At 53.6% G+C, this 12500-nt stretch carries 10 protein-coding genes; 3 read left to right on the top strand and 7 right to left on the bottom strand.

Annotation, left to right across the window (positions count from 1 at the left end; translation table 11 throughout):
- Positions 1 to 7 precede the first annotated feature (7 nt).
- Positions 8 to 1036 (bottom strand): LacI family DNA-binding transcriptional regulator, encoded by a 1029-nt coding sequence (locus QMQ05_RS11340; protein ID WP_345470127.1) that lies wholly within the window; start codon positions 1034 to 1036, stop codon positions 8 to 10.
- 122 nt (positions 1037 to 1158) lie between these two features.
- Here QMQ05_RS11340 and QMQ05_RS11345 point away from each other — a divergent pair, with 122 nt between their 5' ends.
- From QMQ05_RS11345 to QMQ05_RS11355, 3 genes are read left to right on the top strand one after another with little or no spacing between them, the layout of a single operon-like run.
- Positions 1159 to 2631: a glycoside hydrolase family 32 protein gene (locus tag QMQ05_RS11345; RefSeq protein WP_345470129.1), complete on the top strand. Its 1473-nt coding sequence runs from the start codon at positions 1159 to 1161 to the stop codon at positions 2629 to 2631.
- A complete protein-coding gene (locus tag QMQ05_RS11350) occupies positions 2628 to 3548 on the top strand; it encodes a carbohydrate kinase family protein (protein WP_345470131.1) in 921 nt (306 codons plus the stop codon). Before QMQ05_RS11345 ends, QMQ05_RS11350 begins: the two co-directional genes overlap by 4 nt.
- A 20-nt stretch (positions 3549 to 3568) precedes the next feature.
- Entirely contained in the window at positions 3569 to 4867 is a 1299-nt protein-coding gene (locus QMQ05_RS11355) for an MFS transporter (protein WP_334123642.1), read from the top strand.
- 187 nt (positions 4868 to 5054) lie between these two features.
- On the opposite strand, the gene QMQ05_RS11360 is transcribed toward QMQ05_RS11355, so the two are convergent.
- From QMQ05_RS11360 to QMQ05_RS11385, 6 genes are all read right to left on the bottom strand, one after another.
- Positions 5055 to 6614, bottom strand: coding sequence for a glycoside hydrolase family 32 protein (locus tag QMQ05_RS11360; RefSeq protein ID WP_345470134.1), 1560 nt, complete (start codon positions 6612 to 6614; stop codon positions 5055 to 5057).
- A 137-nt stretch (positions 6615 to 6751) separates the two neighbouring features.
- Positions 6752 to 7771 (bottom strand): LacI family DNA-binding transcriptional regulator, encoded by a 1020-nt coding sequence (locus QMQ05_RS11365; protein WP_345470135.1) that lies wholly within the window; start codon positions 7769 to 7771, stop codon positions 6752 to 6754.
- A complete protein-coding gene (locus QMQ05_RS11370; protein ID WP_204723295.1) occupies positions 7768 to 8649 on the bottom strand; it encodes a carbohydrate ABC transporter permease in 882 nt (293 codons plus the stop codon). The genes QMQ05_RS11365 and QMQ05_RS11370 overlap by 4 nt, the downstream gene beginning before the upstream one ends.
- A gap of 32 nt (positions 8650 to 8681) precedes the next feature.
- A complete protein-coding gene (locus QMQ05_RS11375) occupies positions 8682 to 9563 on the bottom strand; it encodes a carbohydrate ABC transporter permease (RefSeq protein ID WP_058254858.1) in 882 nt (293 codons plus the stop codon).
- 70 nt (positions 9564 to 9633) lie between these two features.
- A complete protein-coding gene (locus QMQ05_RS11380; RefSeq protein ID WP_345470137.1) occupies positions 9634 to 10968 on the bottom strand; it encodes an ABC transporter substrate-binding protein in 1335 nt (444 codons plus the stop codon).
- Between the two features lie 56 nt (positions 10969 to 11024).
- Positions 11025 to 12500, bottom strand: a complete 1476-nt coding sequence (locus QMQ05_RS11385; protein ID WP_345470139.1) for a glycoside hydrolase family 32 protein — start codon at positions 12498 to 12500, stop codon at positions 11025 to 11027.

The following is a 12500-nucleotide window of genomic DNA, read 5'->3' on the forward strand; positions in this document are numbered from 1 at the left end:
GCGTGGCTCAATGATTCTTCATTGAGTCACGCTCAATCAGCGGCATATCAATCTGGTGCTCCACCGGCTCCAATTTGCCATCCAGCAATAGCTCGACTGCCAACGCCCCCATCTCCTCATAAGGGAGGCGGATGGAACTGAGCTGCGGCCGGAGATAGGTGGCAATGATTTCATCATCAAAGGAAAGGACCGACAAGTCCTTTCCTGGCATCAAACCTTGCTCGGCGAGCGCCTGAAATACTCCCATAGCCACACGGTCATTCGCGCAAATAATGGCCTCCGGCCGGTGCCCCTCAACAAGCATCTGCGTTGTCGCGGTATATCCGTCGCTAGGGTTCCAGTCTTCAAGCACCCAATGACCAACGACTTCCAAGTCTGACTTGTCCAGTGCTGCCTGAATTGAGCCAAAGCGCCGCGTGATGCTGGGATAAGTTTCTGGCAGGTTCTCAGCGTTCTCCAACTGCCCGATCACGGCAACTGTACGGGCTCCAGATTCAATGACTCGTTGCACCGCTTTGGCGCCAGATTCATATTCATTGGGAAGTACCGCTGTACTGGGATTCCCATCAAGGCCGTTAACTAGAACGGTCGGTAGACCAGTGGATGGAAGATCAAGTTCACGTTGGCGTGAATCCATAAACCCGAGAATCAATCCATCAACATCTCTGTGCGCCATTTGAGTAACAGCTTCTGCCAACTGATCTGGCTTACCAAAGGTTTCAGCAATCAGAACCGTGTGGTCGCGCCCTTCGGCGGCACGCAAGATGCCGGTGATCATTTCCGAGGCAAAGCGGGTAACAGTTACCTGATCTGAAATAAAACCGAGGGTTCGAGTCTTTCCACTGCGTAGTGATTGGGCCGCGGCATTCGGACGGTATCCCAGTTTCTTAGCAACCCCGCGAACACGTTCGCTGGTCTCTGCAGACAGACGCGTTCCGGGCTTATTATTCAGGATCATACTGACGGCAGCCTTCGACATACCTGAGGCCTGCGCAACGTCAGCAATGGTGACCCGCTTAGTTTTCGGTTTTTCCACTTTTCCTTCTTGCCACTGTCTTACCTGCAATATTCGACCCTAGTCTATTGCGAGGTCTGGGTCACACTGCTAAAGTTCTATGCTAAATGGATTTATCACACTCTTATTGAAGGATGGCAGCGTTGCCCAATACACAGCAGGTCGCGGTGAAGCGACCGGAGCTACACTTCACAGCAAAGAAAAACTGGATCAATGATCCCAACGGACTTTTCTTTGACGGAAAGCAGTACCACCTCTACTTCCAGCACAACCCGCACGGCGTTGGCCATGGCTACATGTCATGGGGCCACGCGGTCAGCACTGACTTAGTGAACTGGGAAGAACTACCGATCGCGATTCTCCACGGCGATGTCGCAGACATCTTCTCAGGCTCCATCGTGGTGGATCATGAAAACACCACTGGCTTTGGCGATGGAACGATTGCTCCGGTCATTGCGATTTACACCGCGGCCGCCAAAGACGAGACCAACCAGTCTCAGGCCATCGCGTACTCAGTTGATGGCGGCGCCACCTTCACCAAGTACGAGAACAACCCCGTACTTGATCGTGGCTCCAAAGACTTCCGCGACCCGAAGGTCATCCGTTACGAATCAGCAGAAGGTTCGTACTGGGTCATGGTTGCTGTAGAAGCAATTGAACGTCGGGTACTGTTCTACCGTTCAGAGAACCTGAAGGATTGGACCGAGCTTTCAAGCTTTGGCCCACAGGCAGCAGTGGCAGGAATCTGGGAATGCCCCGACCTCTTCCAATTGCCAGTAGCCGGCACCGATGAGCTCAAGTGGGTACTGGTTGTTTCGTTGAATCCGGGCGGTGTTGCAAGTGGCTCCGGCACTCAATACTTCGTTGGTGAATTTGATGGCACCACCTTCACACCTGAGCAGGTTCGCCCTGGCTGGGAGAGTTTCGAGTACAAGGATTTGAAGCAAGGCGACTGGTTGGATTGGGGCCGCGACTTCTATGCCGGAGTCAGCTTCCACGGTCTTCCAGTAGATCAACAGACCCTCATTGCTTGGATGAGCAACTGGGACTACGCTCGCCAGCTACCCCACGACGGATGGCGTGGCTCTATGAGTGCGGCTCGTCATCTGGACTTGGTCAAGAACAACGATGGCAAATTCGAGATTCGTCAGCGCATCCTCGGACTACCCGCGGCACAAGAATCCGGTACACCAGCTCCAACCGGTGACACCCGTATTGAGCTGGGTTGCCCTGCCTTGATTGAGTTGAGCGTTGTTGAGCGCTCCAGTGATCCAACGGTACTTTCTTTCTATCGTTCGGATAACTCGCTGATCAGTGAACTGACTATCGATTCCGAAAAGATTCAGCATCGTCGCGAGACTGGCAAGGTGGATCATGAACTCTATGCATCCAACCAGCACATGCCTTTGCCAACAAATATAGGCAAGCTCGGCGTACAGGTATTAGTGGATCATGGATCAATTGAAATCCTGGCCGCCGATGGTCGGCGTTCCCTGACTGATCAGCTGACGGGGGAAGACTCCCCCGCCTATGCGAGCTTGCATGTAGCTTCTGGCACGAGCATTTCATTCACTGTTCAACAGCTCTCGGACAATGCTCTGGAGATCAACGCATGAGTCGCATCGAAGTTATGGGAGAATCGCTCGTCGACGTAGTTGACGGAACAGCTCACCCCGGAGGTTCGCCTCTAAACGTGGCCGTCGGGCTGGCCCGCTTAGGTCATGAGGTTCATTTCTCCACCGAGTTCGGACGCGATACTTATGGCAATCAAATTGCCGAGCACCTTCAGAATGCCGGAGTAAAAGTTATTGCCGGCTCCGTCACTGAACGTTCCACATCGGTAGCGCAAGTGGAGATGGATGAGCTTTCCAATGCTCATTACACTTTTGATATCCACCAGCAAATCCCTGCCATACAAGCTGATGATGCCACCGAGTTACTTCATACAGGTTCCATCGCCGCATGGATCGAGCCTTCAGGCCAGTGCATTGTTGATGCGTTCAAGAATGCATCTGTTCACTCGTTGCGGAGCTATGATCCGAACCTCCGCCCTGACCTCGTTCAGGAGAAAAGCTCGGCTATTGAGCGCATTGAACTGTTAATGTCCCTAAGCAACATTGTGAAGCTCAGCGATGTTGATGGCCAGTGGCTCTATCCCGAACTTGAAGCTTGGGAAGTACTAGAGCACATCGCGAGCCTCGGACCGGGTCTGGTCGTGATGACCCAAGGAGCAGACGGTTGCCTCGCGCTGACTTCTGGACGCCGTATTGATTTCGAGGCTTCATCTACCACTCTGGTTGACACTATTGGTGCTGGTGATGCTTTTATGTCCGGTCTGCTCTATGGAGTATTAGCTAATCCGGAATTGGCTCTTGCGCTTCGTGGTGGAACAACTGCCGATTCTAAAGATGTTGAAGTTGCGCTTCGTCATGCGTTAACCTCAGCTGCACTAACCGTGGCACAAGCCGGAGCCAATCCCCCTTGGATTGAAGACTTCTCCCTCGCTATCAATAACTACGCTTCACAGCATTAACGAAAGAATCCAGGACAAAGATGGCTGGCTTTACGACTTCTCTGAAAAATCCTACCTACCTCCAAAGCTCCTTCTCGATGCTCTTGTTCTTCGCATCGTGGGGCATTTGGTGGTCCTTCTTCCAAATCTGGCTCACCAGCGAATCCGCTGGACTAGCCTTGAGTGGCGCTCAGGTGGGCACCGTTTACTCGGTGAACTCATTGGCAACACTTGTGCTCATGTTTGCTTACGGTGCCATCCAGGACCGGCTCGGCATTAGAAAACACCTAGCAATAGTTCTGGCTGCGGTGACCGCACTGATTGGCCCATTCTGTACATGGGTCTACCAGCCACTGCTTCAGTCGCACTTTATGACTGGCGTAGTTTTGGGTTCCATCGTGCTCTCGGTTGGCTTCCTTGCAGGTGTTGGTCTCTTTGAAGCTCTCACCGAACGCTTTAGCCGTCGCTTTAACTTTGAATACGGACAAGCACGTATGTGGGGATCCTTCGGTTACGCCATTGTTGCGCTGGCTGCTGGCTTCCTATTCACCATCAACCCTGCACTGAACTTCTGGATTGGATCCGCGCTTGGTCTGATCCATCTCCTGTTGCTGATTTTCTCCCGCAACGGTGAACCACCAGTCATCAAGAAAGCTCCTGTTGACGGTATCTTGTCGCCGGCTTCCACCCCGACCTTGCGCGATATGTTCAGGCTATTCCGCTTGCCAAGCCTCTGGTTGATAATTCTCTTCGTCATGCTGTCTTGGACTTTCTACACCGTCTTTGACCAGCAGATGTTCCCCGACTACTACACCGGGCTTTTTGAAACACCGGAGATTGGCCAGCAAGTCTACGGCATCTTGAACTCGGTTCAGGTCTTCGTTGAAGCCGCCATGTTGGGCATCGTTCCTATCGTCATGCGTCGTGTTGGCGTGCGCACGTCGTTGCTCATGGGCGTCTCCATTATGTTCATCCGTATCCTTGGATGCGCACTGGTCGATGATCCTCTGTGGGTATCAGCGATCAAGATGCTGCACGCCATTGAAACTCCGCTGTTTATCTTGCCGGTGTTCCGTTACTTCACCTTGCACTTCAACCCCGCACTTTCGGCCACTTTGTACATGGTTGGATTCCAGGTCTCGGCACAGATTGGCAACGTTATTCTTTCCACTCCCCTAGGTGCACTCCACGATCGTCTGGGCTACCAGCAAACATTCATCACTATTTCGGCGGTGGTACTGGTTGCCGGTATTTACGGCTTCTTCGCGCTGAAGAAGGATGATCAGCAAGTAGATGGGGATCCGTTCCTACGCCATTCGAAGGTGTCTGTCGACGCATAGGACCGGTATTAGGAAGTCCTCGTTGACGTATGGAAAGCTCGACCTTGATACCTAAGGTCGAGCTTTCCTTGCTTAATGTGAAATCGAATTCTCACTGTCTAATTTTCGTAGTCTCCAGCCCGAAATGTTTCATTCGGGCCGGAGACTTTATCTATAGTGCTCAATAGCAGCACGCAGTACCTGCGCCTCAGATCCGTTCAGCAAATTCCTTGATGCTGATCCCTGAGAATGTTGCCGGGCCACCGTCAGTGTAGAAGGAGATACCGGTATCTCCTTCTGTGAAGTGCACCTGCTGCGAAATCACAGTGTGACCGTCATTGACGAACACTTCGACGCTTTGCATATCTACAAAGATCCTTAAGTGCACCGACCGTGCACCAGCATCGATAGGCGCGGCAGCCCTTGAATAGGGGCTCAACGAATAGCCGTCCAGATCTGATGGCCCACGATCCACATAGAGATCGCTCCCATATTTGCCGATATTTGTATGCCGCTTCCCGTCCGCCGAACGTCCTACAGAAACACCGACATTCGCTGCAGAGTCCCAACTAATGTCGAGTTCGAGTTCATAGGCACGTCCATTCCAAGGAAGGACGAAACTGCCGTCAACATTCTGATCCTCAAAGGGGACCGTCGATGTGGCATAGGAAGACAGCGCACTCACCGGGCTACTAAGCAAGGAATACTTCCCACCGGCTTGTGCAGAAAGTTCTAGTTCGCGCACGATGGAGTTTTGCCCGTTGTAATGATCTGTGGCATCGGTAGGGACATCACGATTCGCGTATTTCCAGTTATTCATCCAACCGATCGCCAGCCTTCTGGTTTCTGGGTTCTGGGCAGAAGGCCAGGAGACAGCTCCATACCAATCCCACCCCCAGTCAAGCCACTGAGGTTCTAGATCATCGGCATTAAATTGTTCTCCATCCCACTCCCCTGTCCAGTAGGCGTATGTCATCGGCAAATCGACACTATAGGCATCCATGCTGGCGCCAAGGACCCAGTGCTTAGTCCCATCATCGGCGGTCATTTCGAAGAGATCTGGGCATTCGATGCCGCCCAGGTCATGATTCGGAAAATCGAAGTTTCGCTTCAGCTGCCAGTCACGCAGATTGGTTGAGGTGTAAAACGCTGCGTAGCGGGCTCGCCCTATGACACAAACCCATTCATTGCGTGCCGAGTCCCAATGAATTTTCGGGTCACGGCACCATTCAGCGTTTTCAATCTCGGCTTGTGTCGTGGCACTTCGGCCATCGGTATTGACGATGACCGGGTCTGGCAGGCCCTGGAAGGTATAGCCGCCATCGGTTGACCAGTACAGGTATTGCTCCTGGTATTTGCGGATGCCATCGGTGGGCTGGGTAGCTAATGCGATGAGGGTTCCTGGCCCAAACCCAGCCGTATCATCTTCATCAATTACCGTTGATCCGGTCCACACGGGAAAGTCTGGTTTTTGTGCAATTGCGACTCCGTGATGAGTGAAGGAAACCCCATCCGCAGTTGTCGCGTGGTCCCAGTCGCCGTTGCCGTTGTTCACCCCGGAATGAAGATAGTAAAGATGGTAAGTGCCGTTGAGATATACCGGACGTTGTGGGTCGCACAGCCATCCTTTAGGCGGCGTCATGTGATATAAGGCCCGTTGAGAGTTTTGCGCCCGGGCTGCTGCCGGTAGTGCACCGGCGGCATACAACCCGAGTGCACCAACACCAGCAATTTGAAACAAACTACGTCGAGAAATTTCGTGCATCATTGCGCGTTCCTTCCTGTTCCCCGCGTGTGCGTCTATGCATAGTCGGGAGAGGAATAGTTTGAGAAGTCCGGCAGCACTGCCGGTAGAAAATTATGGAGAATCAGGCCCCTGAATGTGCCTGAAGAATTATGTAGCTACTAAACGGACTGGCGTTTAATAGCCGGACAATTGATCAGATATAACGCATTGTCTTGTTCACGTTCCAGCCCTAAGAGAACTCGTATTCCAGCGGCTCCAATCTCGTAGTGTGGCAAGGCCACCGTGGTCAGTGGTGGCCTCAGGTGGGCCGCGATGACTTCCTGATTATCAAATCCGACCACGGCAATATCTTTAGGGACATCTAGACCTCGGACCCTCAGTCCGTCATAGAGGCCCATAGCCACTCGGTCGTTGTGACAGAACACAGCGCTCGCACCAGAAGCGATAATCGCGCTGGTTACCTCATAGCCTCCCTCTTGTTCAGGAACGGCCGAGATGACAAGGGACGCATCGAATTCGAGCCCTGAGGATTCAAGTGCTGAGCGATAGCCAGCTAGACGGCCGGTCAATGCCGGTGAAGGGGTGGTTGTATTGATAAACGCTATTCGTTGATGCCCTGCATCAATGAGTTCTTGCGTTGCTGCCTTACCTCCTTGTTCTTCATCAGGAACCACCGCTGGAAGGCCGCTTCCGGTGGAGAAACAGTCAACCAATACGGTGTCGGTTTGGTGTAGTGATTCCGGGACTTCAATTTCGCGGTGGTACCAGGTGGAGTACAGGATGCCGCGAACTTGATGTTCAAGCATCATGGCAATGGCATCATTTTCAGCGGCTTTATTGCCATCGATGTTGGCCACCAACAACACGTAGCCGTGTTTCCACGCCTCATCTTGAGCACCGTGAATGATCTGCCCCGCGAAGGGCGTGGTTGCGATGGCGTCAGCAACCAATCCAATAAACCGTGAGGATCCAACCGACAGGGTTTTCGCCAAAGCGTTGGTTCGATAGCCCAGAAGATCGATGGCCTCGTGCACGCGTTGGCGAGTCTCCTCACCAATGCGTGCACCCTGTTTGTTGTTGACTACATGCGAGACAGTTGCCACCGATACGCCGGCTTCCTTGGCAATGTCTCGCATGGTGACAGGAGCACCGTGTTTACTGTGTCTCTCTGTCCTCATCCCTTAGTTGCTCCGCTCTCCAAGCCTTGAATCATTGCCTTGTTCAGCACGAGGAATACCAAGAGTAGTGGCGTGACCGAAACACACACAGCTGCAAAGGTGGCTGTCCAGTCCGTATTTCCCATGGCGCCAATGTAGTTCTGCAGGCCAAGTGGAATAGTTTTCAGTCCGTCGGAGAGCACGAAGGTATTGGCGAAGATGAAATCATTCCAAATGAAAATACTGTTAACCAGCACCACAGTGACGATGGTATTCAGCGACAGTGGAAGAGTGATCTGGGCAAAGATACGGTACGGTCCGGCGCCATCAAGGGAAGCTGCTTCGTAAGTCTCTCGCGGAATGAATCCGTAGAACGACGAGAACAGATAAATGGACATCGGTAGCGAGAAGGCAGCCAACGGAACGATCATCGACAGATGGGTATCGAGCAACCCGACTTTTGAATAGTCAATGAACAACGGCACCAGGGCAATCTGTACCGGAACGATAATGCCCAGCATGAACAGGGCTCTGACCAGCGGGCTGAGTCGGAAACCTAGGACTTCCAACGCGTAGGCTGCCATCATGCCTGCGACAACGATCAGTGCACTGGCTCCAAGAGTGACTATCAAACTATTGACGATATTGAGGCCGAGATTACCGGTCTCAAATGCTCGCGAATAATTCTCCAACGTGAATTCGCTGGGCCAGGAGAAGGCATTGCCACCAGCAAAATCAGCTGCTGTGCGGAAACTGGTCAAGAACAGCCACAGCAGCGGGTACACCTGCACGATGACGATGAGCACGATGGTCACGGTCAGTAGAGTGCGCTGTATTTTGAGCTTTCGTGGCCTCCCCTGCGAAGGTTGTGGCTTCTTGGCGACCGGCGGCTCAATCATGGCTTCCTCAGGCTTAGCTTCAACTGTTGTGCTCACGAGTCTTCCTTTCGTCGCAGCATTAGAAGGATCAGGCCAACGGCTACGAGGCACTCGATCACAATGAAGACCGAGATTGCACTGGCATAGCCATAGTCGGTGTGCACAAAGGCCGTCTTATACATGTAGGTGGTGAGCAGTTCCGAGGATTGCCCTGGGCCACCGTTGGTCAGCAGATACGGAATATCAAAACCACGCAAGGCAAAGGTGGTTGCCATGATGGTTGTCGTGGTCCACACCGGACGAATATGTGGGAAGCGTACGTTCCAGAAAACTTGCCACCACGAGGCTCCATCCAAACGGGCGGCTTCTTCGAGTTCGCGAGGAACCGAGATCAGCGCCGCGTAGATGATCAGCATGTATAGGCCGGTGTAGCGCCATCCTTCAGGAATGGATACTGCTGCCAGGACGGTCTGAACATTGGACAGCCACGCCGTTTGCAATTGGCCAAGGCCAACCCATTCAAGTAGCTGGTTCAACATACCTACTGGCTCCAACGAGTAGACCCGCAGGAACAAGAAGGCGATGGCCACAGTAGAGATCACTGCAGGCAACAAGTACAGGGTCTTGACCAGTTCGCGCGCTTTAGGCAGAGCCGTGAGCAAACTGGAAACTATTAGAGCTCCCCCAAGTTGGAGGACCAAGCAGATGATGAGGTATCCCACTGCATTGATAAACGCGGTCCAAAAGACATCATCACGAGAAAGCATCTTCACGTAGTTATCAAGACCGACAAAATCCATGTCGGTAATGCCGTCCCAGCTAAAGAAGCTCAGGACTAGGGACTGAATGATAGGAAGTAGTACGGCAACGCCATAGATCACCAGTGGTGGCAGAAGAAATACCGCCACCGATAGCTTGGAACGACGAGGCAACATTGATGTTGGTGCCTTCCGGCTCAGCCTGCGAGCGCGCGCCGGCTGAGCTGCTGGGGCAGTGTCTAGAACGCTAGTCACCGACGTTCTCCTTTAGTGCGGCGTCCATGGTGGCGACGAACTCATCTGGAGTAATGTCGCCCTGGACCAGCAGGGTCAGTTCCTGCTGCAGTCGGGTATTGGTTGCTGGATCCAGCTGGGTGTCCCACGGCATCGCGATGGCACTGCCAACTTCATCAGCTTGCTTGATGGCCTGGTCGTACAGCTTGGTGGCCGTCTTAGGCACGGTGGTCTTCGCTCCGGTGGTTGGTGATAGTGCACCGGTGGAAGCGTAGAGCTCTGGGTAGCGTTCCAGAGCAAAGGCGAGGAAGTCGCGTACTAGAGGGTCATAGGTTTTAGCGTTCACGGCCATACCAATGCCTGAAGGGGTGACATATTCGTTCTCTGCGGTGGCGGACCCATCAATGGTCGGCAGGGTGAAGTAGTCAACGTCGTCGCGAACCTTGGCGTCCAAGGTATCGGTGGCCAGGTTGCCTAGCTCCCAGGTGCCAATGTTGTAGACACCGGCCTTACCACTGGTGAATAGTCCCTGTGCATCCGAGTAGCCGGCGGACGAGAAGCCCTTCTGGAAACATCCTGCCTTGCCAAGATCCGAGAGCCACTGGGCTGCAGCTTTGCCTTCTGGGTCTGAGAAGCTTGCTTCACCGGTCTTCAACTTTTGTACGTATTCCGGACCGGACATGCGGAATGGGTAGTAAGACATGTAGCGTTCCAGCGGCCACTGGTCTTTGCCATCTAGGGCGATAGGGGTGATGCCCTCGTCTTTTAATGCCTCGCACATAGCTGGGAAATCATCGAGCGAAGCTGGGACTTCAACGCCTGCCTTCTTGAAGACGTCCTTGTTGTACCAGAAGAATTCCAGCTGGAACTCGAAGGGAACCATGTACAGGGAGCCGTCATCAAAGCGCTGGTAGTTCAGTGCCGCCTCACGGTATTCATCGCTCAGGCCAAGATCCGTGAGCAACTTGTCAACATCGATCATCTGCCCCTTGCTGGCCAACTTCTGAGCGAAAGGGGTGGCATCCGTGTCGAAGAGCTCTGGAAGCTTGTTCGCGGCGGCTAGGGTTTCGTACTTCTGAATGTAGGAAGGACGGTCTGGTGTGGTGACGAGGTTCAGGGAGAAACCTGGGTGAGTTTCTGCGTATTCGTCAGCAATCTGTTCCATCGTTTTGATCACTCCGCCGTCAGCGGGTCGTGAGAGCAACCAAGAAATTTCGCGGGGCTTGATCTCCCCTTCTGGGTTCACGTTGGATGGGTCTGCTCCCGCTCCTCCTCCACAGCTAGAGAGCGCGAGGGCTGCTGCGGCGAGGATGGGCAGGAACTTGGTGCGGCGAGTTGTCTTAGCCATGATGAGTTTCTCCATTGAAGTCGTAGTGCAAGTGGAAGTCTGAGAACGAATGTCGGTTATACCGATGGAGTGAAAGCCAAGCTTTCCTGAGGTGATTCAGTAGTGGTTTCGATATCGCGTGTTGCGATGGTGAATTGTGAGATGGTGACTGCTCCCTCACCGACAAAGGCACCGGCACGACCGGTTGGCCTGTCATAAAGTCGGGTGCTCAGCACCGTTGCATCGTCCAGAGTGGCAACGCACAAATCGCCGTGAACAATGATGTCCAATTCGTGAGGACCTGCTCCGATGACTGCTGGTCGCTCAAGCTCAATCGCGAAGGGTACGTCTCCATCGATGTGCCATTGTTCGGTACCTGGAACTCTGCGTGGCCACCGGTCCAAAACGAGGCGGTTACGTTGTGGTTCGAGGCGCAATGCATAGCCCTCATCCCCGTCAGCACTAGCCCGCAACAGGACGCCTACCTCACGGGTTCCTTCTTCAATCTCAAAGTGAGCACGCAGTCGGAAGGAAGTTGGGGTGTCTTCTTCGGTGAGCAGATCGGCGTAGCCGTCGTTAGCTACCAAACGGGTTTGAGCAGGTAGTACATCTTCTGGCTCTTGGAAGGTTGATCGGAACTCGGCTGGTGGGTGGAACGCTAGGGTTCCGTCCTCACGTTGCTCCGCTTCAAGAACCGAGAGGGTTCCTGCCCATTGCCAGGCACCGGCGTCGCTTGAGTTTTCTTTGGAAGCGATCCAGCCAAAGAAGAACCTGCGTCCGTCTCGTTCTGCCGATTTGGAGGCGTAGTATGCTCGCCCGTCCAAGGTGTCGAATTCTGGAACAATCCATGGTCCGTTGAGGCTGCGCGACATGCGATATCTGGTGGTGAAGGCATCGCTGAATTCCGAGTAGACCAGGTACCACCAGTCTCCCCATTGGAAAACTTCGGGGCATTCGTGGGCGATGTAGCGGCGTGGATCCCAGAAGGGTTCTATCGGCTCCCAAGTGGATAGGTCAGTGGAGGTGCACTGAGCGATGACTCCGCGGCGCCGTTCTGCGCCAGTATTGTGGCGAGCGGTAATGAGCATGCGCCACAGGTTTGATTCCGCGTCCCAGAAGACGTATGGGTCTCGCCAGTCACCGGTCTCATAACCTGCACTGGCACCAAAGGTGTCTTCGGGGTGGCGTTGCCAGGTTTCCATGCCGTCGTGGCTCGTTGCGTGCATAACCAGCTGTAGTGCACGCCCGTCTGCTCCGAGATGGTTTGGATTCTGGCCGGTGTAGAACGCGTGGTGTGTACCTTCGACATCAACGATGATGCTGCCGGTGTAGATGTTGTAGTCATCTGCCGTGGCTCCGCCGGAAGCAATTGCTTCTCCGGTTTCTTCGAAGTTCACCACGTCTTTGGTCACGATGCGATGCCATGGCATTCCGTCTCCAGAGACTCCGCGGTCTTCGTGAAGGTAGAAGAGATGGAAGACTCCATCCTCCTGCCAGGGAATGACATCGCCTACCCACGCACCGTTGGGTTGGTAGAAACCTTGTGCAGTCAT

The organism is Glutamicibacter sp. B1 (genome assembly GCF_039602135.1).
GTDB lineage: Bacteria > Actinomycetota > Actinomycetes > Actinomycetales > Micrococcaceae > Glutamicibacter > Glutamicibacter ectropisis.

Bases quoted from the DNA above. Each gene is read 5' to 3' on its own strand.
- QMQ05_RS11350 (WP_345470131.1), top strand. From the start codon at position 2,628: ATGAGTCGCATCGAAGTTATGGGAGAATCGCTCGTCGACGTAGTTGAC.
- QMQ05_RS11355 (WP_334123642.1), top strand. From the start codon at position 3,569: ATGGCTGGCTTTACGACTTCTCTGAAAAATCCTACCTACCTCCAAAGC.
- QMQ05_RS11360 (WP_345470134.1), bottom strand. From the start codon at position 6,614: ATGATGCACGAAATTTCTCGACGTAGTTTGTTTCAAATTGCTGGTGTT.
- QMQ05_RS11365 (WP_345470135.1), bottom strand. From the start codon at position 7,771: ATGAGGACAGAGAGACACAGTAAACACGGTGCTCCTGTCACCATGCGA.
- QMQ05_RS11370 (WP_204723295.1), bottom strand. From the start codon at position 8,649: ATGATTGAGCCGCCGGTCGCCAAGAAGCCACAACCTTCGCAGGGGAGG.
- QMQ05_RS11375 (WP_058254858.1), bottom strand. From the start codon at position 9,563: ATGTTGCCTCGTCGTTCCAAGCTATCGGTGGCGGTATTTCTTCTGCCA.
- QMQ05_RS11380 (WP_345470137.1), bottom strand. From the start codon at position 10,968: ATGGCTAAGACAACTCGCCGCACCAAGTTCCTGCCCATCCTCGCCGCA.
- QMQ05_RS11385 (WP_345470139.1), bottom strand. From the start codon at position 12,500: ATGACTGCACAAGGTTTCTACCAACCCAACGGTGCGTGGGTAGGCGAT.